Source organism: Elioraea sp. (genome assembly GCF_051860475.1).
Taxonomy (GTDB): domain Bacteria; phylum Pseudomonadota; class Alphaproteobacteria; order Acetobacterales; family Acetobacteraceae; genus Elioraea.
This window is the reverse complement of the sequence record NZ_JBHYDW010000025.1, coordinates 12,062-37,247: the sequence shown is the minus strand read 5'-3', so window position 1 is coordinate 37,247 and position 25,186 is coordinate 12,062. Positions and strand designations below refer to the sequence as shown.

General features: G+C 71.1%; 26 protein-coding genes. 18 read left to right on the top strand and 8 right to left on the bottom strand.

Annotation, left to right across the window (positions count from 1 at the left end):
* A partial coding sequence (locus ACTIFU_RS07130; protein ID WP_439577608.1) for a carotenoid 1,2-hydratase occupies positions 1–591 on the bottom strand: 591 nt, incomplete at its 3' end.
* A 47-nt stretch (positions 592–638) separates the two neighbouring features.
* Positions 639–2,177, bottom strand: a complete 1,539-nt coding sequence (gene crtD, locus ACTIFU_RS07125; protein ID WP_439577607.1) for a 1-hydroxycarotenoid 3,4-desaturase CrtD — start codon at positions 2,175–2,177, stop codon at positions 639–641.
* 142 nt (positions 2,178–2,319) lie between these two features.
* On the opposite strand from crtD, the gene ACTIFU_RS07120 reads away from it, so the two are divergent.
* From ACTIFU_RS07120 to pufC, 11 genes are all read left to right on the top strand, one after another.
* Positions 2,320–3,189, top strand: coding sequence for a polyprenyl synthetase family protein (locus ACTIFU_RS07120; protein ID WP_439577606.1), 870 nt, complete (start codon positions 2,320–2,322; stop codon positions 3,187–3,189).
* Positions 3,186–4,373 carry a methyltransferase gene (locus ACTIFU_RS07115; RefSeq protein ID WP_439577605.1) on the top strand — a complete coding sequence of 396 codons (1,188 nt, stop codon included), beginning with the start codon at positions 3,186–3,188 and terminating at the stop codon, positions 4,371–4,373. The genes ACTIFU_RS07120 and ACTIFU_RS07115 overlap by 4 nt, the downstream gene beginning before the upstream one ends.
* Positions 4,374–4,430: 57 nt before the next feature.
* Entirely contained in the window at positions 4,431–5,366 is a 936-nt protein-coding gene (gene bchC, locus ACTIFU_RS07110; protein ID WP_439577604.1) for a chlorophyll synthesis pathway protein BchC, read from the top strand.
* Entirely contained in the window at positions 5,363–6,382 is a 1,020-nt protein-coding gene (locus ACTIFU_RS07105) for a chlorophyllide a reductase iron protein subunit X (protein ID WP_439577603.1), read from the top strand. The genes bchC and ACTIFU_RS07105 overlap by 4 nt, the downstream gene beginning before the upstream one ends.
* Complete coding sequence (bchY, locus tag ACTIFU_RS07100; protein ID WP_439577602.1) at positions 6,382–7,884, top strand: chlorophyllide a reductase subunit Y; 1,503 nt, start codon at positions 6,382–6,384, stop codon at positions 7,882–7,884. The genes ACTIFU_RS07105 and bchY overlap by 1 nt, the downstream gene beginning before the upstream one ends.
* Positions 7,885–7,887: 3 nt before the next feature.
* Positions 7,888–9,333, top strand: coding sequence for a chlorophyllide a reductase subunit Z (gene bchZ, locus ACTIFU_RS07095; protein WP_439577601.1), 1,446 nt, complete (start codon positions 7,888–7,890; stop codon positions 9,331–9,333).
* A 153-nt stretch (positions 9,334–9,486) separates the two neighbouring features.
* Entirely contained in the window at positions 9,487–9,702 is a 216-nt protein-coding gene (pufB, locus tag ACTIFU_RS07090; protein ID WP_439577600.1) for a light-harvesting antenna LH1, beta subunit, read from the top strand.
* Positions 9,703–9,715: 13 nt separating this feature from the next.
* The gene (gene pufA / locus ACTIFU_RS07085; RefSeq protein WP_439577599.1) at positions 9,716–9,898 is read left to right on the top strand and encodes a light-harvesting antenna LH1, alpha subunit; all 183 of its coding nucleotides are present in this window, start codon (positions 9,716–9,718) and stop codon (positions 9,896–9,898) included.
* A gap of 110 nt (positions 9,899–10,008) precedes the next feature.
* Positions 10,009–10,833 carry a photosynthetic reaction center subunit L gene (gene pufL / locus ACTIFU_RS07080; RefSeq protein ID WP_439577598.1) on the top strand — a complete coding sequence of 275 codons (825 nt, stop codon included), beginning with the start codon at positions 10,009–10,011 and terminating at the stop codon, positions 10,831–10,833.
* 18 nt (positions 10,834–10,851) lie between these two features.
* Positions 10,852–11,832, top strand: a complete 981-nt coding sequence (gene pufM / locus ACTIFU_RS07075) for a photosynthetic reaction center subunit M (RefSeq protein ID WP_439577597.1) — start codon at positions 10,852–10,854, stop codon at positions 11,830–11,832.
* Positions 11,829–12,908 carry a photosynthetic reaction center cytochrome PufC gene (gene pufC / locus ACTIFU_RS07070; protein ID WP_439577596.1) on the top strand — a complete coding sequence of 360 codons (1,080 nt, stop codon included), beginning with the start codon at positions 11,829–11,831 and terminating at the stop codon, positions 12,906–12,908. The genes pufM and pufC overlap by 4 nt, the downstream gene beginning before the upstream one ends.
* Before the next feature lie 58 nt (positions 12,909–12,966).
* On the opposite strand, the gene ACTIFU_RS07065 is transcribed toward pufC, so the two are convergent.
* Entirely contained in the window at positions 12,967–13,233 is a 267-nt protein-coding gene (locus tag ACTIFU_RS07065) for a hypothetical protein (protein WP_439577595.1), read from the bottom strand.
* A gap of 77 nt (positions 13,234–13,310) precedes the next feature.
* Between ACTIFU_RS07065 and ACTIFU_RS07060 the strand changes: the two genes are divergently transcribed.
* Positions 13,311–13,916: a c-type cytochrome gene (locus tag ACTIFU_RS07060; RefSeq protein ID WP_439577594.1), complete on the top strand. Its 606-nt coding sequence runs from the start codon at positions 13,311–13,313 to the stop codon at positions 13,914–13,916.
* A 17-nt stretch (positions 13,917–13,933) separates the two neighbouring features.
* On the opposite strand, the gene ACTIFU_RS07055 is transcribed toward ACTIFU_RS07060, so the two are convergent.
* From ACTIFU_RS07055 to ACTIFU_RS07040, 4 genes are read right to left on the bottom strand one after another with little or no spacing between them, the layout of a single operon-like run.
* Positions 13,934–14,890 carry a hypothetical protein gene (locus ACTIFU_RS07055; protein ID WP_439577593.1) on the bottom strand — a complete coding sequence of 319 codons (957 nt, stop codon included), beginning with the start codon at positions 14,888–14,890 and terminating at the stop codon, positions 13,934–13,936.
* A gap of 49 nt (positions 14,891–14,939) precedes the next feature.
* Positions 14,940–16,091: a DegT/DnrJ/EryC1/StrS family aminotransferase gene (locus tag ACTIFU_RS07050; protein WP_439577592.1), complete on the bottom strand. Its 1,152-nt coding sequence runs from the start codon at positions 16,089–16,091 to the stop codon at positions 14,940–14,942.
* Positions 16,091–17,614, bottom strand: coding sequence for a Gfo/Idh/MocA family oxidoreductase (locus tag ACTIFU_RS07045; RefSeq protein ID WP_439577591.1), 1,524 nt, complete (start codon positions 17,612–17,614; stop codon positions 16,091–16,093). The genes ACTIFU_RS07050 and ACTIFU_RS07045 overlap by 1 nt, the downstream gene beginning before the upstream one ends.
* Positions 17,615–17,618: 4 nt before the next feature.
* Positions 17,619–18,971, bottom strand: a complete 1,353-nt coding sequence (locus tag ACTIFU_RS07040; RefSeq protein WP_439577590.1) for a nucleotide sugar dehydrogenase — start codon at positions 18,969–18,971, stop codon at positions 17,619–17,621.
* A 104-nt stretch (positions 18,972–19,075) separates the two neighbouring features.
* On the opposite strand from ACTIFU_RS07040, the gene ACTIFU_RS07035 reads away from it, so the two are divergent.
* From ACTIFU_RS07035 to ACTIFU_RS07025, 3 genes are read left to right on the top strand one after another with little or no spacing between them, the layout of a single operon-like run.
* Entirely contained in the window at positions 19,076–20,074 is a 999-nt protein-coding gene (locus ACTIFU_RS07035; protein WP_439577589.1) for an NAD(P)-dependent oxidoreductase, read from the top strand.
* Positions 20,071–20,760, top strand: a complete 690-nt coding sequence (locus ACTIFU_RS07030; RefSeq protein ID WP_439577588.1) for a class I SAM-dependent methyltransferase — start codon at positions 20,071–20,073, stop codon at positions 20,758–20,760. The genes ACTIFU_RS07035 and ACTIFU_RS07030 overlap by 4 nt, the downstream gene beginning before the upstream one ends.
* On the top strand, positions 20,757–21,578 hold the full coding sequence (locus tag ACTIFU_RS07025) for a SirB1 family protein (RefSeq protein WP_439577587.1): 822 nt from the start codon (positions 20,757–20,759) through the stop codon (positions 21,576–21,578). Before ACTIFU_RS07030 ends, ACTIFU_RS07025 begins: the two co-directional genes overlap by 4 nt.
* A 10-nt stretch (positions 21,579–21,588) precedes the next feature.
* Here the strand turns inward: ACTIFU_RS07025 and ACTIFU_RS07020 are convergent, their stop codons facing one another.
* A complete protein-coding gene (locus tag ACTIFU_RS07020; RefSeq protein WP_439577586.1) occupies positions 21,589–21,861 on the bottom strand; it encodes a hypothetical protein in 273 nt (90 codons plus the stop codon).
* Between the two features lie 276 nt (positions 21,862–22,137).
* Here ACTIFU_RS07020 and ACTIFU_RS07015 point away from each other — a divergent pair, with 276 nt between their 5' ends.
* From ACTIFU_RS07015 to ACTIFU_RS07005, 3 genes are all read left to right on the top strand, one after another.
* Positions 22,138–23,274: a lytic transglycosylase domain-containing protein gene (locus tag ACTIFU_RS07015; RefSeq protein WP_439577585.1), complete on the top strand. Its 1,137-nt coding sequence runs from the start codon at positions 22,138–22,140 to the stop codon at positions 23,272–23,274.
* Between the two features lie 203 nt (positions 23,275–23,477).
* Positions 23,478–24,608, top strand: coding sequence for a transglycosylase SLT domain-containing protein (locus tag ACTIFU_RS07010; protein WP_439577584.1), 1,131 nt, complete (start codon positions 23,478–23,480; stop codon positions 24,606–24,608).
* Between the two features lie 60 nt (positions 24,609–24,668).
* A complete protein-coding gene (locus ACTIFU_RS07005; protein ID WP_439577583.1) occupies positions 24,669–25,052 on the top strand; it encodes a Zn-ribbon domain-containing OB-fold protein in 384 nt (127 codons plus the stop codon).
* Positions 25,053–25,186: the final 134 nt, after the last annotated feature.

The window sequence follows — 25,186 nt, the reverse complement described above, 5'->3', positions numbered from 1 at the left end:
CGGCAATGGCGCCTCGGGCGGCGTCTCGGCCGGCGTCACCCGTCCGTCCGCGCCGAAGTGCAGCGCGAGCGAGGTCACCGAGCCGTCGCGGCGCAGCGCATCGTACAGCACTGCCGCGCCGGCCCGGACCGGGGCGCGGCTCCAGGTCCAGGACGCAAACCCGTCCTCCAGCGGCTCGTCGCCGGCATTGGCGTCCCAGTAGCCGTGGCCGGTCCAGGCGAGGGCCGGACTCTCCATCGCCACCTCGACCCTGCCGACCGGCGCGATCGGCCGCCAGCGGTGCCGCCCGGCCGCGTCGAGCGTCTCGGCATGTCGGGTGAGCGCGGCGGGGAGGACACGCACGCTGCCGCGCAGCCGTTGTGGCAGCGGCACGGCCACCTCGTCGATCGCGATCGTCAGCGCCGAGCCGTCCCAGGTCAGGCTGCTCGGCCCGACGACGAACGAGTCCGCTGCGCGCGCCAGCGCCGCTGGCCCGCGCTCGGTCATCGCCCAGCGCGCCCGCGGACCGTAGAGCGCGACGTTCAGCGCCACGTGGTTCTCGGCGGGTACCGGTTCGCGCCCGCGCGCCCAGGCGTAGTAGGGCGAGAACACCGAGCCGACGAAGGCGATGATGGTCAGCCCGTGGCGCCCATCGTCGCTCAGCGCATCGACATACCACCAGGCATAGCCGCCCGGTGGGACCGGCGCATCGAAGCGAGGTCCGCCAGCACCGCCGCCGCCGCCAAGCGTCCCGACATCGCCGCCATCGGCACGCCCGGGCCCGGGTGCACGCTGCCGCCCGCCAGCACCAGTCCCGGCAGCTTCGTCACCGCGCCCGGCCGGCGGAAACTCGCCCGCCAGCCATGCACCGCCCGGCCGTACAGCGCCCCGCCCGTGGCCGGGAACATCCGCGCGAACTGGTCCGGCGTCGTCATCACCGTGGTTTCGGGGCGCCGTTCGATCGTCAGCCCGGAGCGCGCCAGCAGCGCGAAGGTGGCCTGCTCGCATGACGCGATCTCCTGCGGGGATGGCGGTGCCAAGTCGCCGGTCGGCGGTGCGTTGACGAGGACGAGCAGCCGCTCCCGGCCACCCGGGGCGGCCGCGGTGTCGTCGCGGTCCTGTGCGCAGACATAGACGGTGGGTTCGGCCGGAAGGCGGCCACGCGCGAAGAGCGCGTCGAACTCGGCCGCGTAGTCGCGCGAGAAGAACACCGTGTGGCGCGCGAGCGGAAAGCCCGAGGCGCGCGCATGCAGGGTCCAGGTGATCGCCGAAAGCGAGCGGACGGCGTCATCGGTGGGCGCCACCGCCCGCAGCGCGGTCCCTCCGAACAGCCCGGCGGCGAGGGCCGCGACATCGGCGTTCGCGACCACCGCGTCCGCCGCAAGCCGCTCGCCGGTCGTCAGCCGCACACCGGCAACGCGGCCGTGCTCGGCGAGGATCTCGGCAACCTCGGCGCCGTAGCGGAAGGTCGCGCCGCGCGCCTCGGCGAGCGCGGCGAGGGTGCGCGCGACCCGGTGCATGCCGCCCTCGACCAGCCACACGCCTTCCTGCTCGACATGCGCGATCAGCATCAGCGTCGCCGGCGCGGCGAAGGGCGAGGAGCCGCAATAGGTGGCGTAGCGGCCGAACAGCTGGCGCAGGCGCGGATCGCGGAAATGGTCGCCGAGGGCGTCCCAGAGCAGCGCGAAGGGCGACGCGCCCCAGAGGTCGCGCATGCCGCCGATTCCTGCACGCGCGGCCAGCGAGATCGGTGTCGGGCGGGCGGCGCGCAGGAACGGCCGTTCCAGGCTGGCATAGACCGCGCGGGCTCGGGCGCAGAAGTCGCGGAACCCCTGAGCCTCCGCCACGCCGGCGAATGCGCCGATCGCGTCAGCCGAGCGCGCGATCTCGGCGTGGAGGTCGAGCGCGCCGCCGCCGTCCCAGGTGTGGCGGGCGAGGATCGCGGCGGGGCACAGCGTCAGGTGGTCGTCGAGCTGCGCGCCGGCCTCGGCGAGGATCTCGTCCAGCACCCAGCGCATGGTGAACACGGTCGGGCCGGCATCGATCTGCGCCTCGCCGATTGCGACCTCGCGCATCTTGCCGCCCGGGGCTGCCGTGCGCTCGATCACGGTGACGACAAGACCGCGCGCCGCCAACAGCAGGGCAGCCGTCAGTCCACCCATTCCTGCACCGATCACCACCACGCGGTCGTCCCGCACCGGCCAGCCTCCTTTCCGCGACGGTCCCGATTGTGGTTGACACGAGTGTCAGCAATCAATGACAGTCTTGGTTGACAACGAAACCTTACACCAGCGAGGCCGGACGCGGCCGAAGCCGTGTCGGGTCCGGGAGGATCGAACCATGGATGCCGTCGGTCGGATCGAGAAAGCCCTCGCCGCCGCCATCGCCATCGCCGAGGCGCCGGGTCGACCGCCGCGCCTGGCCGAGGCCATGACCTACGCCGTGTTTCCGCGTGGGGCGCGGGTGCGGCCGCGGCTGTGCCTCGCGGTCGCCGCCGCCTGCGGCGAGGACCTGCCCGAGCTCACCGATGCGGCCGCCGCGGCGATCGAGCTGCTGCACTGCGCCTCGCTGGTCCATGACGATCTGCCCTGCTTCGACGACGCCGCGACCCGGCGCGGCAAGCCCGCGCTGCATCTTGCCTATGGCGAGCCGCTCGCGGTGCTGGCGGGCGATGCGTTGATCGTGCTGGCGTTCCAGGCGCTCGCCCGCGCCGGCGCGGCTGACCCCGCCCGGCTGGTGTCGCTGCTGGGCATCATCGGCGACTCGGTCGGCATGCCGTTCGGGATCGCCGCCGGTCAGGCCTGGGAGTGCGAGCCGCGCGTCGATCTTGGCGCCTATCTGCGTGCCAAGACGGGCTCGCTGTGCGGCTCCGCCTGCTTGGCGGGCGCGGCCGGGTCGGGCTTGCCCGCCGCACCCTGGCGCGCGCTGGGCGAGAAGCTGGGCGAAGCCTACCAGGTCGCTGACGACCTGCGCGACGCCGCCGCCGACGACGAGGAGGCCGGCAAGACCACCGGCCGCGACGCCGTGCACGGCCGGCCGAGTGCGGCGCTGACCCTCGGCATCCCGGCGGCGGTGCGTCATCTCGAGGACCTGGTCGGTGAGGCAGCCACCGCGATCCCTGACTGCCCCGGCCGCGAGTCGCTGGAAACGCTGATCCTGTTCGAGGCGCGCCGGCTGGTGCCGAAATCGCTCGCCCTGAACGCCGCGTGAGTCCGGGGGCCGCCCTGACGGCCGGCGCCCTGCCAGGCTCCGGTTTCCTCACCGGCTGGCGCGAGCGGGCGCTCGATCTGCGCGATCTGCTGCTGGGCTCGCCCGGGTTCCGCCGGCTCGCGCTGCGGCTCCCGTTTGCGCGCCGGATCGCCCGGCGCGAGACGCGGGCACTGTTCGATCTCTGCGCCGGCTTCGTCTACAGCCAGGTGCTCGCCGCGTGCGTGCGGCTCGACCTGTTCGTGCTGCTGCGGGTCGGGCCGCTGACGGCCGCGGAGCTCGCGGCTCGGCTCGACCTGCCGGAGGAGAACGTGCTGCGGCTGCTGGATGCCGCAGCATCGCTGAGGCTCCTGTCCCGTCGCGCGGAGGGACGGTACGGACTTGGCCCGCTCGGAGCGGTGGTCGCGGGCGAGCCCGGCATTGCGGCGATGGTGCGCCACCACGAGGCGCTCTACCGCGACCTCGCCGATCCCGTGGCGCTGCTGCGCGCCGGGCGCGGCGAGGCACTCTCCGCCTATTGGCCCTATGCCGGTGCGGCGGCGCCGGCGGTGCTGGGGGCCGACGCGGTCGCGGGGTACTCGGCGCTGATGGCCGCCTCGCAGCCGATGGTCGCGGCCGAGGTGCTGGACGCCGTGCGCTTCGACCGCTTCCGCTGCCTGCTCGATGTCGGCGGCGGGGAAGGGGCCTTCCTCGGTGCGGTGGCGGCGGCCCATCCATCGCTGCGGCTCATGCTGTTCGACCTGCCCGCGGTTGCCGACCGCGCCCGGGCCCGCTTCGCTGGGGCGGGGCTGATGGTCGGGGTCACCGGCGGCGATTTCCGAACCGATCCGCTGCCCGAGGGTGCGGATGTGCTCTCGCTGGTGCGCGTGGTGCACGACCACGACGACGCGACCGCGCTTGCGCTGCTGCGCGCGGCACGCCGGGCGCTGGTGCCGGGCGGGACGCTCATCCTCGCCGAGCCGATGGCCGATACGGCGGGCGCCGAGCCGATCGGCGATGCGTATTTCGGCCTCTACCTGCTCGCCATGGGGCGGGGCCGGCCGCGCACGGCGGCCCGACTGTCAGCCATGCTTGCCGAGGCCGGGTTCGTGGCGCCCCACCGGGTGCGCACGCGGAATCCGTTGCTGGTCAGGGTGTTGCTGGCCCGGTCTCCAGATCGGTCAGAATCGAGTGTCAATCATGCTTGACCTCGATCAACGTCAAGTTAGACTGACACATGGGGAGGCAGACGCGTGGAGTCCCTGATGGACACCGTCGCCGTGCTGATGAAGGAACCGGAGCTGCTGGCCCTGAGCCGGCTTGAGCTCGCGGAACCTGGCGAGGCCGATGTCGTGGTCGACATCGCCTGGAGCGGCATCAGCACGGGCACCGAGCGTCTGCTGTGGTCCGGCCGGATGCCGCCCTTCCCCGGCATGGGCTACCCGCTGGTTCCCGGCTACGAATCGGTCGGCAGGATCGCTGCAGCCGGTGCGGCCTCGGGACGAGAGGTTGGCGAGACGGTCTTCGTGCCGGGATCGAACGGCTTCCGCAACGCGCGTGGGCTGTTCGGCGGTGCGGCGTCGCGGCTGGTGACGGCCGGTGCGCGGGTCGCGCCGATCGACGCCGCGCTGGGCGATCACGGCGTGCTGGTCGCCCTCGCTGCCACGGCGCACCACGCCTTCCCGCTCAATGGGCCACAGCCCGAACTGATCGTCGGCCATGGCGTGCTGGGCCGACTGATGGCGCGCATCGCGGTTGCCGCCGGCGCGGCGCCGGTCGTCTGGGAAACGAACCCGGCGCGGCGCGGCGGCGCGGACGGCTATGCGGTGCGCGATCCCGCCGAGGATGCCCGCAAGGACTACCGCGTGATCGCCGATGTCTCGGGCGACTCGGCGATCCTCGACACGCTGGTCGCGCGCCTCGCTCCGGGCGGCGAGATCGTGCTCGCCGGCTTCTACAGCGACCGGCTCACCTTCGCCTTCCCGCCTGCCTTCATGCGCGAGGCGCGCCTGCGCATCGCGGCGGAATGGAAACCCGCCGACCTCGCCGCCGTCAGCGCGCTGATCGCTGCGCGCCGACTCTCGCTCGACGGGCTGATCACGCATCGCGCTCCCGCGCGCGATGCGGAGTCCGCCTACCGCACCGCATTCACCGACCCGGCCTGTCTCAAGATGGTGCTGGATTGGAGGGAGGTCCAATGACCGTCATCCCCACCGGCAAGCCCGTGCCGTCACCGCAGCAGAGCCGGACGGAGGCGTTGCGCGCCGAAGCCGCGATCGATCCACCGGCACCCGCAACGGCCGCGCCGACGAAGCAGACCCAGATCATCGCGATCTACGGCAAGGGCGGGATCGGCAAGTCGTTCACGCTCGCGAACCTCAGCTACATGATGGCGCAGCAGGGCAAGCGCGTGCTGCTGATCGGCTGCGACCCGAAATCCGACACCACGTCGCTGCTGTTCGGCGGCAAGTCCTGCCCGACGATCATCGAGACCTCCTCGAAGAAGAAGGCGGCCGGCGAGGAGGTGAAGATCGGCGACGTGTGCTTCAAGCGCGACGGCGTGTTCGCGATGGAGTTGGGTGGGCCCGAGGTCGGGCGCGGTTGCGGCGGACGCGGCATCATCCACGGCTTCGAGCTGCTCGAGAAGCTCGGCTTCCACCGCTGGGACTTCGACTTCGTGCTGCTTGACTTCCTCGGCGACGTGGTGTGCGGCGGCTTCGGCCTGCCGATCGCGCGCGACATGTGCCAGAAGGTGATCATCGTCGGCTCGAATGACCTGCAGTCCCTCTACGTTGCCAACAATGTCTGCTCGGCGGTCGAGTATTTCCGCCGGCTCGGCGGCAATGTCGGCGTGGCGGGCATCGTCATCAACAAGGATGACGGCACCGGCGAGGCGGCGGCGTTCGCCGAGCATGCCGGCATCCCCGTGCTCGCCGCGATCCCGGCGGACGAGGACATCCGCCGCAAGAGCGCCAACTACGAGATCATCGGCAAGCCCGGTGGGCGCTGGGCTCCGCTGTTCGAGGCGCTGGGGGTCCAGGTGGCGGAAGCGCCACCCGTGCGGCCCAAGCCGCTGACCCAGGAGGACCTGCTCGGCCTGTTCAGCGGCGAGACGGTGGGGCGCCATGTCGTGCTGGATCCGGCGACGATCGAGGACATGTGCGCCGCCGACCTGATCGAGAAGCCGTCGCTCGAAGTCGTCTACGAGGGCGTGTGATGGACGGCGGCGCTCCCCGTCCTGTGCCTGAGGGCGGCGGCTGCCATGGCGGTCGCGAGACCATGATCGAGGCCGCGCGTGCGGCCGGCAAGAGCGCGACCATGGATCGCCTGGGCGCCGACTATCCGCGCGGGCCGCACGACCAGCCGCAGTCGATGTGTCCGGCGTTCGGCAGCTTGCGTGTGGGCCTCCGGATGCGGCGTGTCGCGACGATCCTCTCGGGCTCGGCCTGCTGCGTCTATGGCCTGACCTTCACCAGCCACTTCTACGGCGCGCGCCGCACCGTCGGCTACGTGCCGTTCAACAGCGAAACCCTCGTCACCGGCAAGCTGTTCGAGGACATCCGCGAGGCCGTGCACAAGGCGGCCGATCCCGAGCAGGTGGATGCAGTGATCATCACCAACCTCTGCGTCCCGACGGCGTCGGGGGTGCCGCTCGATCTGTTGCCGAAGCAGATCAACGGCGTGCGCATCATCGGCATCGACGTGCCCGGGTTCGGCGTGCCGACCCATGCCGAGGCGAAGGACGTGCTTGCCGGCGCGATGCTGGCTTACGCGCGCCGCGAGGCCGAGGCCGGGCCGGTGGCGCGGCCGCGTGAGCAGGCCGATCTGCCGACCGTGTCGCTCATCGGCGAGCTCTTTCCGGCCGATCCGGTGGGGATCGGCGCGCTGCTCGCGCCGATGGGGCTGGCGGTGGGGCCGGCCACACCTGCGCGCGAATGGCGTGATCTCTATGGCGCGCTCGACTGCGTCGCGGTGGCGGCGGTGCATCCGTTCTACGTCGCCTCGGTGCGCGAGTTCCGTGCGGCGGGCCGACCGGTCGTCGGCTCGGGGCCCGTGGGCGTGGACGGTACGGCCGCCTGGCTGGAGGCGATCGGTGCGGCAGCCGGTGCTGGTGCCGAGAAGATCGACGCGGCGAAGGCGCGCGCGCTGCCGGCGATCGCGGGCGCGCTCAAGGCCGCACCGATCGACGCCACCGTCACGGTCTCCGGCTACGAGGGCTCCGAACTACTGGTCGCGCGGCTGCTGGTCGAGGCGGGGGCGCGGGTGCCCTACGTGGGCACGGCCTGTCCGCGCACGGAATGGTCGGCGTCCGACCTCGAGTGGCTCGAGGCACGGGGCGTGCACGTCCAGTACCGCGCCTCGCTCGAGCAGGACATCGCGGCGATGCTCGATGTCCGGCCCGACCTCGCGCTCGGCACGACTCCGGTGGTGCAGAAGGCGAAGGAGGCGGGAATCCCCGCGCTCTACTTCACCAACATGGTCTCGGCCCGGCCGCTCTTCGGCCCTGCGGGCGCTGGTTCGATGGCGGGCATCGTCGCGGCCCAGACACGCGGGGCGGAGCGGTTTCGGCGCATGGTCTCGTTCTTCGACGGCGTCGGCACCCCGGCAGGGCCCGGCTACGGCTTCCGCGACATCCCGTCCGAGCCGCCCGGCTTCCGCGATCGGCAGAAGCGCCTGCGCGCCGCGCGCGCCAAGGCCGAAGAAGCGGTGGGCACGTAAGCCATGCTTGTCCTCGACCACGATCGCGCCGGCGGCTACTGGGGTTGCGTCTATGCCTTCACCGCAGTGCGCGGGCTGCGCGTGGTGATCGACGGTCCGGTTGGCTGCGAGAACCTGCCCGTCACCGCGGTACTGCACTACACGGATGCGCTGCCGCCGCACGAGCTGCCGATCGTGGTGACCGGGCTCGACGAGGACGCGCTGTCGCAGAACGGCACCGAGCAACTGCTCAAGCGCGCCGACCAGACCGGCGACGAGGACCTGCCTTCGGTGGTGGTCACCGGCTCGATCGCCGAGATGATCGGCGGCGGCGTGACGCCCGAGGGCTCGAGCCTGAAGCGGTTCATTCCGCGCACCATCGACGAGGATCAGTGGCAGGCCGCTGACCGGGCGATCTACTGGCTCTGGACTGAGTTCGGTCTGAAGAAGCCGAAGGTGCGGAAAGCGCGGCCCGAGGGCGCCAAGCCCCGCGTGAACATCATCGGGCCGATCTACGGCACCTTCAACATGCCATCCGACCTCGCCGAGATCAGGCGCCTGGTCGAGGGGATCGGCTGCGAGGTGAATCTGGTATTCCCGCTCGGCGCGCATCTCGACGAGATCGCCCGCCTCGCCGATGCCGATGTGAACATCTGCATGTACCGGGAGTTCGGCCGCAAGCTCTGCGAGGCGCTTGATCGGCCGTACCTTCAGGCACCGATCGGCCTGTTCGCGACCACCAACTTCCTGCGCACGCTCGGCGAGCTCGTCGGTGTCGATCCCGAGCCGTTCATCGCGCGCGAGAAGCACACCACGATCAAGCCGATCTGGGACCTCTGGCGCAGCGTCACCCAGGACTTCTTCGCCTCCGCCTCCTTCGCGGTCGTGGCCTCGGAGACCTACGCGCGCGGGCTCAAGCGATTCCTTGAGGACGAGATGGGCGTTCCTTGCGCCTTCTCCTTCGCCCGAAAGCCTGGGCAGAAGCCCGACAACGAGGCGGTGCGCACAGCGATGCGCACGTCGCCGCCGCTGGTGCTGTTCGGTTCCTACAACGAGCGCATGTACGCGGCCGAGCTGAAGTCACGCGCGATGTACATTCCGGCCTCGTTCCCCGGAGCGATCATCCGCCGTGCCACCGGCACGCCGTTCATGGGGTATGCCGGCGCGACCTACATCGTGCAGGAGTACTGCAACGCGCTGTTCGACGCGCTGTTCCACATCCTGCCGCTCGGCACCGATCTCGACCGGATCGAGGCGACGCCGGCGCGCGTGAGCCAGCCCTGGGACGACGAGGCACGCGAGCTGCTCGACATGCATCTCGAGTCTGAACCCTTCCTGGTCCGGATCTCGGCCGCCAAGCGCCTGCGCGAGCGGATCGAGCGCGCCGCGCGCGAGGCCGGCGAGGCGCGCGTGACCGTCGAGCGCGCCGCACGCGTGCTCGCCGAGCAGCTCCGGGGGGTGCCGGCATGACCGTGTACCCCGTCCTCTTCCCGGTCCGGCTGGCGAACGAACGCCCCGCGCACCGGATCACCGATCGGCGGCGGTGCGATCCACCGTTCCGATCCCCGCCGCGCGGGACTTGCGCGGTAACGGCCGCAAGGCCATCAGCCACGAGGTACAACAATGGCTGAGCGAACCGACGGCTCGCTGTCGGGGTTGACGGAACACGAGGCGAAGGAATTCCACGGAGTCTTCGTCTCGAGCTTCGCCATCTTCACAGTCGTCGCCGTCGTCGCCCACATCCTCGTCTGGATGTGGCGACCCTGGCTGCCACCCGTTGGTGGGTGGCGGCAGTCGATGATCGACGGTGCCGCCACCGTCGCGTCCTACCTGACCTAGGGAGGGTCCCGACATGTGGCGAATCTGGCTGATCTTCGACCCGCGTCGCGTGCTGGTTGCACTCGGCGTGTTCCTGCTGGTCCTGGCGCTGCTGATCCACTTCATCCTGCTCGGCACCGACAGGTTCAACTGGCTGGACGGGAAGCGTGCAGCGGCGGCGGTGTCCTACGACACCTCGCTGGTCATGCTGACCTAGCGGTGACCGCCGGATGACGGGCGGGCGCGGCGTCTCGGCGCCAGGCCCGTCCGTCTCCGGCATCCCGCGCCCGACCCGCCCGCTCTCGATAAGGCAAGGGGAAACCCACCATGGCGATGCTCAGCTTCGAGAAGAAGTACCGGGTGCGAGGGGGAACCCTCGTCGGTGGCGACCTCTTCGATTTCTGGGTCGGGCCGTTCTATGTCGGCTTCTTCGGCGTCACGACCATCTTCTTCACCGTGCTCGGCACGCTGCTGATCCTCTACGGCGCGGCGCTGCAGGGCACGTTCAATGTCTGGACGATCAACATCGCGCCGCCCGACCTGAAATACGGGCTCGCCTTCGCGCCGATCAAGGAAGGCGGGTTGTGGCAGATGATCACGATCTGCGCGATCGGCGCCTTCGTGTCCTGGGCGCTCCGCCAAGCCGAGATCAGCCGCAAGCTCGGCATGGGCTACCACATCCCGGTCGCCTACGGCGTGGCGGTGTTCGCCTACATCACGCTGGTGGTGATCCGCCCGCTGCTGATGGGCGCCTGGGGGCACGGCTTCCCCTACGGCATCTTCAGCCATCTCGATTGGGTATCGAACGTCGGCTACCAGTACCTGCACTTCCACTACAATCCGGCGCACATGATCGCGGTGTCGTTCTTCTTCGCCACCACGCTCGCGCTCAGCCTGCATGGCGCGCTGGTGCTCTCGGCGCTGAACCCGCCGAAGGGCGAGCCGGTGAAGACGCCGGAGCACGAGAACACCTTCTTCCGCGACCTCATCGGCTACTCGATCGGCACGCTCGGCATCCATCGCCTCGGGCTGTTCCTTGCCCTTTCGGCCGGGTTCTGGAGTGCCGTCTGCATCGTCATCAGCGGTCCGTTCTGGACCCGCGGCTGGCCGGAATGGTGGGGCTGGTGGCTCAACCTTCCGATCTGGTCCTGAGGCAAGGGAGACACGCCCATGGCCGAATACCAGAACATCTTCACCCGGGTCATCGTGCACGGCCCGACGCCCTATCCGGGTGTGCCGCTGCCCAAGGGCGACTCCCCGCGGACGGGGCCTGCGAGCTTCAACCGCCTGCTCGGCAAGATCGGCGATGCGCAGCTCGGTCCGATCTATCTCGGCTGGCTCGGCACGCTGTCGATCGCGTTCTTCATGGTCGCCTTCGTCACGATCGGCCTCAACATGTGGGCCTCGGTGGCCTGGGATCCGGTGCAGTTCGTCCGCCAGTTGTTCTGGCTCGGGCTTGAACCGCCGCCGGCCCACTATGGGCTGAGGTTGCCGCCGATGCAGGACGGCGGCTGGTGGCTGTTCGCAGGCTTCTTCCTCACGCTCTCGATCCTGCTCTGGTGGACGCGCGTCTATCGCCGCGCGCGCCAGCTTGGCATGGGCACCCATGTCGCCTGGGCCTTCGCAGCGGCGATCTGGCTCTACCTGGTGCTGGGCTTCATCCGTCCGGTCGTGATGGGCAGCTGGAGCGAGGCGGTGCCGTTCGGGATCTTCCCGCACCTGGACTGGACGGCGGCATTCTCGATCCGCTACGGCAACCTGTTCTACAACCCGTTCCACGCACTCTCGATCGTCTTCCTGTACGGCTCGACGCTGCTGTTCGCGATGCATGGCGCGACCATCCTCGCGGTCAGCCGCTACGGCGGCGAGCGTGAGATCGAGCAGACGCTCGATCGCGGCACGGCGGCCGAGCGCGCCGCGATCTTCTGGCGCTGGACCATGGGCTTCAACGCGACGATGGAGAGCATCCATCGCTGGGCCTGGTGGTTCGCGGTTCTGTGCCCGCTGACCGGCGGCATCGGCATCCTGCTGACCGGCACCGTGGTCGACAACTGGTACCTCTGGGCGGTGAAGCACGGCTTCGCGCCGATGTACGCCCCGATCGTGCCCGGGATGGCCGATCCCGCCCTTGCCGCAGGAGCGATGCGATGAGCTTCACCCTGAAGATCGTCCTGGCCGTCCTCGGCGCGCTGGGTGTGGTGGTCGTGTTCACCAGCTTCGAACGACCACCGGTGGACGTCGTGCAGGTGGGCAACCGCGGCACCGCGATGGAGCTGGTGACGAACCCGCGCACGGTGGCGGCCCAGCGCGCGCGCCATGAGGTGCCGGAGCCGACGCCCGAGATCGACAAGGCCGGGCAGAAGGCGTCGGAGGTGTACGAGAACGTCCAGGTGCTGGGCGATCTCGACGCCAACGAGTTCACCCGGCTGATGATCGGCATCACCGCCTGGGTGTCGCCCGAGCAGGGCTGCAACTACTGCCACAACCCCGAGAATCTCGCCTCCGACGAGGTGTACACCAAGGTCGTGACGCGGCGGATGCTGCAGATGACCAAGACCATCAATGCCTCGTGGCAGGCGCATGTCGGTCAGACCGGCGTCACGTGCTACACCTGCCATCGCGGCAGGCCGATCCCCGAGGCGGTATGGTCGACCGATCCGGATCCGCGGCGGACACGCGGCATCGTCGCCTCGGCTGCCGGGCAGAACATCGCCTCGCCGTCGGTGGGGATGTCGTCGCTGCCGCGCGATCCGTTCACGCCGTTCCTGCTGGGCGACGCGCCGATCCGCGTGACCGGCCAGACCCCGCTGCCGTCGGGCAACCCGGCGACCATCATGGGGGCCGAGTTGACCTACGGGCTGATGTTCCACTTCAGCGCGGCAACGGGGCAGAACTGCACCTTCTGCCACAACACCCAGAACTTCGGCTCCTGGCAGACCTCGACCCCCCAGCGCGTGACGGCCTGGCACGGCATCCGGATGGTGCGCGAGCTGAACGCCAGCTACATCGAACCCCTGCGTCCGCTCTGGGCCGCCAATCCGCACGGCCCGCCCGAGCGCGGCGACGCGACCGCCTCGCGGCTCGGCCCGGCCGGAGATCCGTTGAAGGTGAACTGCACCACCTGCCACCAGGGCGCGAACAAGCCGCTGCTGGGCCGGTCAATGCTGACCGACTATCCGGAACTGAACGCGGTCACCTTGGGTCCATTGCGCTCGGCGTCACGCTGAGTCCCCACGCCCACTGGACCCCTCGGGGCGGCCTCGTGCCGCCCCGTCTTCTTTCCGCTCAGCGACCGAGCCTGAGCCAGAGATCGAGAAGATGGGCGGCAAGCGCGGCCGCGAGCCAGGCCGCGATCCAGACGGCGCCGGCCCCGATCAGCGCAGCCCGGAGCGCGAGCAGCAGTGCCGCACCCGACAGCAGCGTGGCCAGCAGCCCTGGCAGGTCGGCGCGCCTGGGCGAACGATGGAGCAGGAACGCCAGCGCTGCGCCTTCGAGCAGCACCAGCACCAGGATCACGTCCACCAGCCAGCCACCGCCGATCAGCGTCTCCATGTCCCCGTTCCCCGGCTGCCGGCGCGCAGGATGCACCCAGCCCGACGGTGGGTTGAAGCCCTGCGGCGGATCGCCTAATGGACGGAGCCACCGGGCGGGTTCCGCGCCGGGTGGGATCGCGCCGAAGGGTCACGTCGCCGATGAACACGATGGAAGTGAACAAGATCGCCGCCTCGATCCTGACGGCGGGCATTCTGTTCATGGTCACCGGCATCATCGGCGACGCACTGGTGCATCCGAAGCGCATGGAGCAGAGCGTGCTTCAGATCGATACCGGCGCCGCGCCTGCGGCCACGCCGGCTGAGCGCGAGGCGCCGTCCATCGAGCCGATCGGCCCGCTGCTTGCGAACGCGAACCCCGACAACGGCCAGGCGATCGCGCGGCGCGCCTGCGGCGCCTGCCACAGCTTCGATCAGGGCGGCCGCAACGCCGTTGGTCCGAACCTCTGGGGCATCGTCGGTGCCGATCACGCGCATGCCGACGGTTTCAACTACTCCCAGGCAATCGCGTCCAGGAAGGGCGAACCCTGGACGTACGAGGAACTGAACAAGTTCATCGCCAACCCGCGCGCCTACGCGCCCGGCACGCGGATGGCCTATAACGGGCTCGCCAACACGCAGCAGCGCGCCGACCTGATCGCGTATCTGCGCTCCCTGGACACCGACCCCAAGCCGTTGCCGTAGTCCCCCGTGTCAGCGGCTCACTGCGCCGCCGCGATGGCCTGAACCAGGGTCCGCCAGGCGTGATCCCGCGCGGCGTCCGCCTGCCGCGCGGCGGTCAGCGCCGCCTCGATCGCGACCAGATCAAGCTCTGCCTGGAGTGCGGCTTCCCGAAGAGCGGTCTCGCGCGCCTCGACCGTGAGCGAGGCCCGTTCGAAGGCGGCAAGCGCGTCATTGATCCGGCCCGCCTGCCGCCCCGAGCTCCGATGCAGCGTCTCGCGCCAGCCGTCCGGCAGGCTGGCAATCCGCTCGGCTGGCAGGGCGGCGAGCTTGCTCTCGACATGCGCCCCGGGCGGAGGCAGCAGCATCGCGGTGTCCGGGTCCTCGGCGAGGCCCATCAGCCGCAGCAGCCGGTCGCGCTGACGTGCAGGGCCGGGTACCGCCTCGGGCGTGCCACGGCGGGCCAGTGTGGGCAGGGCGTCCGCTAGCGCCGGGTACCGCGCCGCAAGCCGAGCAGCCCCCTCGGCCTGGGACGGGAGCGCAGCCAGCCGCCAAAGGATCAGCGCCGCCTCGGTCCAGAGCGCTGCGTCGGCCGACGCGGCGGCGAGCGCGAGCGCGGGCGGAGCGCCCGGCAGATGTTGCGAGCGCAGTCGCGCCGCGGCGTCGGGCGCCGCCTCGTCGAGCGCCCGACCTGCGATCTGCCGCGCCGCCGCAAGCAGGTCGAGCTGTCGCTCCGACGGTGCGATGTCCGCCTCTGCGACCACTGCGGCCTCCTGGAATGCCGCATCGCCCTCGGCCGTCGCGAGCAGCCCGAGCAGCCGTCGGCCGAACGCCGTACGGTCCTCCTCCGCCGGGAACTGCGCCGGGGCGCGGTCGTGCAGTGCGCGCGCCAGTCGGCGACGCAGCGCGTCGCCTCTGGGTCCCAGGCCGAGCAGCGTGAGCAGGCCGGGGACAGTCAGCCCGGCCGGGGGCGGGCAGTGCTCCTCCGCGGACTCCATGTCCCAGCATGCCATGCCGAGGCCGGTCCGTTCCACAGGCGCGACGCGATCAGGCCCCGAGCGCGCACCGGGTGGCCGTGATGATCCGGTCCTGGGTCGCCTCGTCCAGGTAGGGGTGAAACGGCAGACTGAACACCTCGGCGGCAAGCCGTTCGCTCACCGGCACGCCGTTGCCGGCCACGGGATGCTGCGCATAGGCGGTCTGCCGGTTCAGCGGCTTGGGATAGTAGATCGCGGTCGGGATGCCCTCGGCCTTGAGCGCGCCAAGCACGCGGGCGCGGTCATGGCCGGGGATGCGCAGCGTGTACTGCGCCCAGACCGAGGTGTTGCCCGGCGCGATCCGTGGCACGATCGCGACGTCGGCGAGGGCTTCGTTGTAGCGGGCGGCGATGCGCTGACGAGCGTCGCATTCGGCCGCGAACACGGCGAGCTTCTGCAGCAGCACCGCGGCCTGGACCGTGTCGAGCCGGCCGTTCATGCCGACCCGCACGTTCTCGTACTTGTCGTCCTTGTCCTGGCCGTGCACGCGCAAGCTGAGCAGCACGTCGAGCGTCTCGCGGTCGTGGCAGAACACCGCGCCGCCATCGCCGTAGCAGCCGAGCGGCTTGGCCGGGAAGAAGCTGGTCGCGGCCATGTCGCCGGTGGCGGCGACATGGGTGCCGTTCCAGGTCGCGCCGAAGGACTGCGCGGCATCCACCAGCACCTTGAGCCCGTGGCGGCGCGCGATCGGCAGCAGCCGCATGTAGTCGGCCGGCTGGCCGAACAGATCGACCGGCATCACGGCGCGCGGCGTCAGGCCGAGGCGCTTCGCCGCCTCGACCCCGGTCTCCAGGCTCGCCGGATCCATGTTGAACGTGTCCTCGAGGACATCGACGAACACCGGGGTGGCGCCGAACCACACCACCACCTCGGCGGTGGCGGCGAAGGTGAAGGCCGGCACCAGCACGGCATCGCCCGGCTTGATGTCCCAGGCCATCAGGGCGAGCGCCAGCGCATCCGTGCCGTTCGCGCAGGAGAGCACGTAGGGCACCGAGGCATAGCGGGCGAGGGCCGCTTCGAGTTCCACCACCTCGGGCCCGAGGATGTAGCGGCCGGAGCGGACCACCTTCAGCACCGCCTCCTCCATCGCCGGGCCGATCGCCCGGCGCTGGGCGTCGAGGTCGATGAAGGCGATCGGGGCGGGTGGCGAACCTTCCGGCATCAGGCGATCTCCGTGAGCGTCTCCGGCCCGGACTCGACGTAGCGCCGGCCGGTGCGCGGGCAGGTATAGGTGCCGGACGGGGCAGAAACGAGGCGCTCGCCCGCATGCCCGACCCAACCGATGCGCGCGGCCGGGTTGCCGGCGACGAGGGCGAAGGGCGCGACGTCGCGCGTCACCACGGCGCCGGCGGCGACAAGCGCGTATTCGCCGATCGTCAGCCCGCACAGGACCGTCGCGTTGGCGCCGATGGTTGCACCCCGCCGCACCAGGGTGGGGGCGAACTCGGCGCGCCGGTCGATCGCCGCGCGCGGCGATCGGACATTGGTGAACACGGCCGAGGGGCCGACGAAGACCTCGTCCTCCAGCGTCACCCCCTCGTAGAGACTGACATTGTTCTGCACCTTGCAGCCGTCGCCGAGGGTGGCGCGCGGGCCGATCGCGACGTTCTGGCCGATCCGGCAGCCCGCACCGACGCGGCTTCCGGCCAGCACCCGGGAGTAATGCCAGATGCGCGTGCCCGCGCCGATGGTCGCATCGGGAGCGATCTCCACGTTCGGGTGAATGCCCTCACGCGGGCGCAGTGCCGCCGACGCAGCGGCGAGCACGCGCAGCACCGCGAGCCCTTCCGAGCCGTCGGTGAGCGGCGTCGCGCCGGTGGCAATGCAGTCGAGGAAGTGGCGCAGTTCCGCGGCGAGCGGCTCGTCGGGGGTAACGGAGACGGGTTCGCCGGCCGCGGGCTCCGCCACCGGCAGCCCACCCTGCCAGGCGATCCGATGGGGATAGAGCACGAGCTTGCGCTCCCACGGTGCGCCGTCGTCCAGCACCGCCATGCCTTCGCTGCCCACCACCACGAGCCGCTGCTCCTTCACCGGATTGAGCCACGAGACGTGGATCTCGGCGCGCAGGCCGCCCGGGAAGGCGAGCTGGGTCGTGGTGACGTCGGCGACTTCGGGGTTCAGCACGGCGACCCCGTGCGCCGTCACACGCTCGGGAAACGTTCCGGCGAGCGCCAGGATCATCGAGATGTCGTGCGGGGCGAAGGACCAGAGGATGTCCTCCTCGCGGCGGATGCGGCCCAGGTTGAGCCGCCGCGCCTCGATGTAGGAGAGGGGGCCGAGCCGGCCCGCGCGCACGAGATCGAGCAGCGCGGCGAAGGCCGGGTGGTGGCGCATCAGGTGTCCGACCATCAGCACGCGCCGCGCGGTCACGGCCTGCGCCACCAGCCGTTCGGCGTCGGTCACGTCGAGCGCCAATGGCTTCTCGACGAACAGGTGCTTGCCGGCGGCGAGCGCGGCGGCGGAAAGCGTTGCGTGGGTCGCGGCCGGGGTGGCGATCGCGACCGCGTCAATCGCGGCATCGGTGAGGATCGCGTCGAGGTCGCTCACCGGCGCTCCGTGCGCGGCTGCCCCGGCCGCGGTCGTGTCCGTGTCGCAGACCGCAGCGAGCGCGCCGAGGGTCGCGAGATTGCGCGCGATGTTGCGTCCCCAGGCGCCGCAGCCGATCAGGGCGACGCGGGGGGGCATCGTCTCAGGCGAGCACCAAGTTCGCGCCCGTGTGGCCGGCGCGGCGAAGCGCGTTCCGCGTGTCGATCACGAGTCGCGCGTGCCGGCCGACGCGTTTCCAGTCGATCGCGTCGTGGTCCGTGACCACAAGCACGGCATCGGCCGCCTTCAGGGTCGCGGGGGTCAGCGTCACGCCCCTGCGCCCGGCGAGATGGCCGTAGGCGCGGGTGGGCGGGATCGCGGCGATGTGCGGATCGTGGAACATCACCCGCGCGCCGCGCTCCTCCAGCAGCTCGATGATCTTCAAGGCCGGGCTCTCGCGCATGTCGTCCACGTTCTTCTTGTAGGCGAGCCCGAGCAGCAGCACGGCCGCGTCCTTCAGGCCGCGCCCGGCGCGGTCGTTGAGCGCATCCGCGAGCCGCTGCACCACGTAGCGCGGCATGGCGGTGTTGATCTCGCCGGCGAGCTCGATGAAGCGCGTCGCGACCTCATGCTCGCGCGCCTTCCAGGTGAGGTAGAAGGGGTCGATCGGGATGCAGTGCCCGCCGAGGCCGGGGCCCGGCCAGAACGGCATGAAGCCGAAGGGCTTGGTGGCGGCGGCGGCGATCACCTCCCACACATCGATGCCCATCGGCGCATAGATCTGCTTCAGCTCGTTGACGAGCGCGATGTTGACGGCGCGGAAGATGTTCTCGGTGAGCTTCACCGCCTCGGCGGTGGCGGCGGAACTCACCGGCACCGTGCCGACTACCACGGCATCGTAGAGCGCGCGCGTCAGCGCCAGCGCAGCCTCGCCGTCCGCACCCACCACTTTGGGGATCGTGCTCGTTCCGTGGTCGATGTTCCCGGGGTCCTCGCGCTCGGGGCTGTAGCCGAGGAAGAAGTCGCGCCCCGAGACGAGCCCGCCGCGCTCGAGGATCGGCGTCACTACCTCCTCGGTGGTGCCGGGATAGGTGCTCGACTCCAATACCACGAGCTGACCGGGGCGCAGCCGCGCCGCGATCGCCTCGGCCGTCGCCACCACATAGGTCATGTCGGGCTCGCGATGGCGCGTCAGCGGCGTCGGCACGCAGATCAGGATGGCATCCGGCTCGCCGAGCCGCGCCATCTCGGCGGTGGCGTCGAACCGGCCGGTCGCGTTCATCGCCGCGACATCGGCCGCCGGGATGTGGCGGATGTAGGAGCGCCCCGCCTTCAGCGCCGCCACCTTGGCCGCGTCGGTGTCGAAGCCGAGCACGCGGAAGCCGCGCGCCAGGAACACCTTGACCAGCGGCAGCCCGACATAGCCGAGCCCGATCACGCCGACGAGGGCGTCGCGGCGGGCGATGCGGTCGGCGAGCATGGCGCCGTGGTCGGGCGGCGAGGGGCGCTTGGCCATGGGCGCGGGTTCTAGGCAAGCGCCGGCCATCGGGCAAGGAACGGCCCCTGGCGCTGCCCGCCCTGACGCGCCAGTCTCGGACTGTCACCTGCCGGGAGCCCGCGATGCTGCCTGTCTTCCTCGCCCATACCGACGAGATGTTCCACAACTACTATGGTGACGACGCGCTGACGGCGCTCGGGCGTGTCGCCCGGGTGCGGCGGAACACCACGGGACGGCATCTCGCTGGGAGGGAACTGGCAGCGGCTGCCGCGGGATGTTCCGTGATCATCTCGGACCGCATGACGCCGGGTGAAGCCGAGACCTTCGCGCAGGCGTCCGACCTCGTTGCGTTCCTGCGCTGCGCGGTCGATATCCGGACGATCGACGTGCCGGCGGCCTCGGCACACGGCGTGCTGGTGACGCGCGCCACACCCGGCTTCGCCGATTCGGTCGCCGAGCTCGCGGTCGGGATGATGGTCGACCTTGCGCGCGGCATCGGCCGTGCGACCGCGGTCTATCACCGCGGCGACATACCGGAGCCACGCACGGGTCGCCAGCTCGCCGGTGCGACACTCGGCATCCTCGGCTACGGCGTGATCGGCCGGCGGCTCGCTGCGATCGCCAAGGCGATGCGGATGAACGTCCTGGTGGCAGACCCCTATGTCGAGCCCGATGACCCCGAGATCGGCCATGCAGCGCTGCACGACGTGCTGGCGGCGTCGGACGTGGTCGTCTGCCTGGTTGTGGCGACCGAGGAGACCGAGAACCTGCTCGATGCGCGTGCCTTCGCGGTGATGAGGCCGGGCGCGCTGTTCGTGAACCTCTCGCGCGGCAACCTGGTCGACGAGGCGGCCTTGCGTCGGGCGCTGGACGAGGGGCCGCTCGCGGGCGCGGCGATGGATGTCGGCCGCGCGCCGGACCAGATGCCGTCGCCGGCGCTTGCCGCGCATCCGAAGGTGATCGCGACCCCGCATATCGGCGGGCTGACCCCGCAGGCGATCGCGCACCAGGCCTTCGACACCGTGCGCCAGGTGGAGGCGCTGGCGGCGGGCCGGCTGCCGTCCGGCGCGGTGAACGCAGACGCTGCGCACCGCCTTGCGCGGCTCGGTATCGCCGCATGAGCACCGTGCCTGAAGGCACGATGTTGTACCGGCGGGCCGATCCGGCGGCGAACCGCGCCGAGTGGCACCGCTACTACTCGCCGAAGCGCAGCCCGCACCAGCACGCGCAGATCGAGCTGCTCGGCCGGACGACGGCGCAGCGCGTGCTCGAGATCGGCCCCTATCTCGGCTACGTCACCGCGCTGCTGGACAACGCCGGCTACGCGGTTGAGACGCTCGATCTTGGTCCGCGCCAGTTCACGCGTCCCGACGTGCCGCACCACGAGCGCGACCTGACCGCCCTCGATCCCGCTGCGCTCGGCGGATTCGACGCGGTGCTCTGTTGCGAGACGCTCGAGCACCTGCCGTTCGGGACCGCGCGGCAGGTGCTGCACGGCCTGCACGACACCGGGGCGGGACATCTGATCGTGTCGGTGCCATGGTCCGGGCTGCATCTCTGGCTCGCCGTGCAGGTGGCGCCCGGCTGGCTGCGCACGGCGCTGCACCTGAAGTGGCCGAACCGGTTCCGCACCTATGTCGCAGAACCTGATCCGCTCGGGCACAAGTGGGAGGTCGGGTATCGGGGCACGTCGCTCGCGGTGTGGGAGGATGCGCTCGCAGCAGCAGGCTGGCGGGTGCGCGAGCGCGTCTTCACCGCCCCTACCCGCAGCGTGATGCATCTGTGCAGTCGTGCGGACCCGTCGTGACTCCGGAGATCGCTCGCGCAACCCTCAGCCGGTTCGGCGCCGCGGACGACGAGCCGCCCGACCTCGCGATCGCGGCACTGCTGTTCGCGGTGCTCGACCTGCCGGGGGGCGATTGTACGCCGGCACGCGCGCATCTCGCGGCCCTGTCGGTGGAGGCGGCCGCACTGCGCAACACGGCGCCGGCCGAGCGCGCGGGCGCGCTTGCTGCCCTGCTGGCCGACCGCCACGGCTATGCGGGCGACACCGAGACTTACGACGACCTCGCCAATGCCAACCTGATCCGCGTGATCGAGCGCCGGCGCGGCCTGCCCGTGGCGCTCGGCGTGCTGTGGATCCACGCCGCACGCGCCGCAGGCTGGCCCGCCTGGGGAATCGACTTCCCGGCGCATTTCCTGGTCGGCATAGAAGGCGAGGGGCGGCCGGTCGCGATCGATCCCTTCGCGCGCGGCCATGTTCCCTCGGCCGCGGAACTGCACGCACGGCTGGGGCGGCTTGCCGACGAGGATGCGGCGATCCACCCGCGATTGTTCCGCCGCATGCGCGACCGCGAGGTTCTGCTCAGGCTGCAGAACAACATCAGGATCCGCAGGCTGAGGGCAGGCGACCTTGCTGGCGCGCTTGCGTGCCTCGAGGACATGCTGCGGCTGGTCCCCAGGGCGGCCCCGCTCTGGTGCGAGGCGGGCCTGGTGCATCGCCAGCTCGGCCATCCGCGTGCGGCCATGGCCTGCCTTGAGCGATGCCTGTCCCTCGATCCGAGCGGCGAGGTCGCGACGCAGGCACGCGCCATGCTCACCGAGATCCGCTCGACATTGAACTGATCCGTGCGCGTCACCGAGCGCGGGAGATACGCGTTCGTCCGTCCTGTTGCAGGGTTACGCGCTGACCGACGGCGAATCCCTCGGTGTCAGGCTGCACGACCACCACGGTCGCGCCGTGGTCCTCGCGGACGATGTACTCGGCACCGCGCGCGGCGAGGGGACGGATCGCAACGATCGTCCCGAGCCGGCCGTGACTGTCCGCTGGCGCCTCGACCGCCGGCTCGGGCGGTGGCGTCGGGGGCGGTGGTCGCACGCATGCGGCGATGCAGGCCAGCAGCAGCACGGGCAGAACGGCGCGCAGGGCGGCCCTCCAGGAACGACTCGTACAACTGTGGCCAGGATGCCACGCGATCACGGCGTCTTTGAAGCGAGGCGAGTGCGACTCGAACGACACAATTTTCCCGCGAGACACGACTCCGACGCACGCACCTAGGGTCTGTTCGATCGGAGACCCAACTCCGAGTCGTGGCGTGCGCTGCTTCATTGCTGCTTCGGAGGATGCATCCCGATGGTCACGTCGCACCGCCCCAGGATCCTGCGATGGTATCCGGGATTGCATGTGGCGCGTCTGACCGCGGTGCTGGTCGCCGCGGGCTGCGCGGCCGACAGGGTCGAAACGGTCCGTACCGGTCATGTGCCGGTCATTCACGACTACGCCGCCGCTTCGGATGCCGTCTATGATCCGTGGGGGCCGCACATCGCCGAGGCTTCTGCGCTGCACGACGTGCCCGAGGCGTGGATCCGCGAAGTGATGGAGCGCGAGAGCAGCGGCCGCCGCCGGGCGGTGTCGCGCGCCGGCGCGATGGGGCTGATGCAGGTGATGCCGGGAACCTGGCGGATGCTGCGCGCACGCCACGGTCTGGGCCGCGATCCGTTCGACCCCCGCGACAACATCCTCGCGGGCACCGCCTACATCCGTGAGATGTACGAGCGGTTCGGCTCACCAGGCTTCCTCGCCGCCTACAATGCAGGGCCTGGGGCCTTCTCGCGCTATCTCGCACGGCAGCGTCCCCTGCCGCGCGAAACGTTGCGTTTCGTGGCGGCGATCGCGCCGCGGATCGACGGAGTCGCGCCCGCGAGCCGGGCGGCACCGTCGGTCTATGCGGCGGTGCCGGCGGCGTTGGTCAGCGGGCCGCAGCGCCCGCGCCCTGGTCCGCCGGTGCAGCTCGCGGCGCGGCCGCCGGCGCGGCCTGACCGACTGCCCGCGCGCAGCGGGCCCGCCGCCGTGGCGGCGGCGCTCCCGGCTCTGCCGGAACCAACGCCCAGGCGTGAGCCGATGCGCGGCCCGGTCCACGCGGAGGCAACCGTACCCCCGTCGCTCGTTGCCGAACCCCCATCCCGCGGGTTCCAGCTCATGTCCGCAGCGCACGCCGCGACGGTCCGGCCGGCGCCGCCACCGACGCCACCCCCCTCGGCGCCGAGGCCCTCCGGCGCGGTTGCCGGCGCCTGGTCGATCCAGGTCGGTGCGTTCCGGACCGTTGGGCCGGCGCAGAGCGCGATCGAGCGGGCACGCGAGGCCGCGCCGGACCTGCTTGCCCTTGCGCAGCCCGCCACGCCGAATGTCGACACCCCCAACGGCCGGCTCGTGCGCGCCCGACTCGTCGGGCTGTCGCCGACGGCGGCGCAGGCTGCCTGCCGGATCGTCGAGCGGCGCGGGCAGGGCTGCTTCGCCGTCGGGCCGGCCGCCCGCGGCTGACCCGCGAACCGGTCCCTGGCTGCCCCGGTGTTGCCGGAATGCAACGGCAGGTCCGCCGCGGCGGTCGAGTCGAGCCTGTCGGTACCAATCCGGTTGCTCCCGCGGCTACGATTCCTTAAGGGGTTAGCCCTGGATACTGACACAGGAGCTGAACACCAGGGTGCAGCCTGCAGTGTTCTCTTGGTGTTCTGGAGACCTCGGCCTTGACCAACACGTCGCATCTGCCCCCGACTAGACGGCTCCACACAGTTGTGCGCCGTGCCGGGCTTGCGGCGCTGGTGCTGCTCGCGGCGGCGTGCGCCTCGGATCGTGTGGCCGTGCGCCACACCGGTCACGTCGCGGGTCACTACGCTGCGCCCGGCCCGGCGCACGATCCGTGGGGCCCGTACATCGCCGAGGCCGCGGTGATGCATGACGTGCCGGAGTCGTGGATCCGGGAGGTCATGCGAGTGGAGAGTGCGGGGCGTTACGACGCGATCTCGAGCGCCGGCGCGATGGGGCTGATGCAGCTAATGCCCGCGACCTGGGAGGAACTCCGGGTGCGCTACCAGCTCGGCAGCGATCCGTTCCAGCCGCGCGACAACATCCTTGCGGGCACAGCCTATCTGCGCGAGATGTACGACAGGTTCGGCTCTCCGGGCTTCCTCGCGGCCTACAATGCCGGACCGGGGACTTTCGACCGCTATCTCGCGCGCCAGCGCGGCCTGCCGGACGAGACGCGGCGTTATGTCGGGATGATCGCGCCGCGCATCGACGGCACGGTGCCGGCGAACCGAGCGGCGCCTGAGGCCTATGCCGCGGCTCGGGTGCCGGCAAACATTCCGCCGGGGCTGCGGCGCGTGGTGCGCGGGCCGCCGACTCAGCTTGCGTATCGCCCGCCGACCCCGCCGACCCCTCCGGCGCCGCCGGCCGTCATCGCGCGTGCGCCCGCCCCCGTGACCGCGCCCGTCCGCGAGCCGATGGTTGTGAGGGCATCGTTGCCACCGTCCGCGCCTCCTGAGCCGCCGGGGCGGTTCCAGCTCATCTCGTCCGCCCGCGCCGCTCCTGCTCTGGCCGCGCCGGTGCCACCGCGGATCGGTGGTGCCTGGGCGATCCAGGTCGGGGCGTTCCAGAGCCATGGACCGGCGCGCAACGCGATCGAGCAGGCCCGCCGCGCCGCGCCGGAGCTGCTGGGTGGGGCTCAGGTCGCGATTGCCTCGGTCGTCACAGGCAACGGGACGCTGGTGCGCGCCCGCCTGGTCGGGCTGTCGGCGGCGGCGGCGGTGGCGGCGTGTCAGCGCGTCGAGCAGCGGGGACAGAGTTGCATCGCGGTCTCGCCTGACGCCCAGAGCTGAGGTTGCCGCCGCGCGTCTGTCGGGCCATCCTCTCTGGTGACGGAGAGGGAGGATCGATCCATGACCGAGGCGGGGCCCGGCCCTGAGGCAACGTTCCGTGCCTTCCTGAAGGAGGGTCGGTTCATGATCCAGCGCAGCGCGTCGACGGGGCGGCACGTGTTCTATCCGCGTGTCGCGTTGCCGGGCACGGGCGAGCGCGATCTCGAATGGGTGCCGGCGAGCGGGCTCGGCACGGTCTATGCGACCACGGTGGCGCGCCAGCGCCCCAATCCCGACGGTTCCTCCAACGACTACAACATCGCGATCGTGGAGCTCGACGAGGGTGTGCGGATGATGAGCCGTGTCGACGGCCTGCCGCCCGCGGAGGTGAAGATCGGCCAGCGCGTGAAGGCGCGCATCGCTGAGGTGGACGGCGCGCCGGGCATCGTTTTCGATCCTGCGTGAATTGGGGGGTCCGGGGGGCCCTACCGCCCCCCCGCGGGTTGCCGGGCGGGGCCCGCCGATGTTTTGGTATTTTACCCCAAGGACCAGGGCAGGGGGGGCAAAACGCACTCGGCGGGGACAGCCAAACGGGGGCC

Bases quoted from the DNA above. Each gene is read 5' to 3' on its own strand.
- ACTIFU_RS07120 (WP_439577606.1), top strand. From the start codon at position 2,320: ATGGATGCCGTCGGTCGGATCGAGAAAGCCCTCGCCGCCGCCATCGCC.
- bchC (WP_439577604.1), top strand. From the start codon at position 4,431: ATGGACACCGTCGCCGTGCTGATGAAGGAACCGGAGCTGCTGGCCCTG.
- ACTIFU_RS07105 (WP_439577603.1), top strand. From the start codon at position 5,363: ATGACCGTCATCCCCACCGGCAAGCCCGTGCCGTCACCGCAGCAGAGC.
- bchY (WP_439577602.1), top strand. From the start codon at position 6,382: ATGGACGGCGGCGCTCCCCGTCCTGTGCCTGAGGGCGGCGGCTGCCAT.
- bchZ (WP_439577601.1), top strand. From the start codon at position 7,888: ATGCTTGTCCTCGACCACGATCGCGCCGGCGGCTACTGGGGTTGCGTC.
- pufB (WP_439577600.1), top strand. From the start codon at position 9,487: ATGGCTGAGCGAACCGACGGCTCGCTGTCGGGGTTGACGGAACACGAG.
- pufA (WP_439577599.1), top strand. From the start codon at position 9,716: ATGTGGCGAATCTGGCTGATCTTCGACCCGCGTCGCGTGCTGGTTGCA.
- pufL (WP_439577598.1), top strand. From the start codon at position 10,009: ATGGCGATGCTCAGCTTCGAGAAGAAGTACCGGGTGCGAGGGGGAACC.
- pufM (WP_439577597.1), top strand. From the start codon at position 10,852: ATGGCCGAATACCAGAACATCTTCACCCGGGTCATCGTGCACGGCCCG.
- pufC (WP_439577596.1), top strand. From the start codon at position 11,829: ATGAGCTTCACCCTGAAGATCGTCCTGGCCGTCCTCGGCGCGCTGGGT.
- ACTIFU_RS07065 (WP_439577595.1), bottom strand. From the start codon at position 13,233: ATGGAGACGCTGATCGGCGGTGGCTGGCTGGTGGACGTGATCCTGGTG.
- ACTIFU_RS07060 (WP_439577594.1), top strand. From the start codon at position 13,311: ATGGACGGAGCCACCGGGCGGGTTCCGCGCCGGGTGGGATCGCGCCGA.
- ACTIFU_RS07055 (WP_439577593.1), bottom strand. From the start codon at position 14,890: ATGGAGTCCGCGGAGGAGCACTGCCCGCCCCCGGCCGGGCTGACTGTC.
- ACTIFU_RS07050 (WP_439577592.1), bottom strand. From the start codon at position 16,091: ATGCCGGAAGGTTCGCCACCCGCCCCGATCGCCTTCATCGACCTCGAC.
- ACTIFU_RS07045 (WP_439577591.1), bottom strand. From the start codon at position 17,614: ATGCCCCCCCGCGTCGCCCTGATCGGCTGCGGCGCCTGGGGACGCAAC.
- ACTIFU_RS07040 (WP_439577590.1), bottom strand. From the start codon at position 18,971: ATGGCCAAGCGCCCCTCGCCGCCCGACCACGGCGCCATGCTCGCCGAC.
- ACTIFU_RS07035 (WP_439577589.1), top strand. From the start codon at position 19,076: ATGCTGCCTGTCTTCCTCGCCCATACCGACGAGATGTTCCACAACTAC.
- ACTIFU_RS07030 (WP_439577588.1), top strand. From the start codon at position 20,071: ATGAGCACCGTGCCTGAAGGCACGATGTTGTACCGGCGGGCCGATCCG.
- ACTIFU_RS07005 (WP_439577583.1), top strand. From the start codon at position 24,669: ATGACCGAGGCGGGGCCCGGCCCTGAGGCAACGTTCCGTGCCTTCCTG.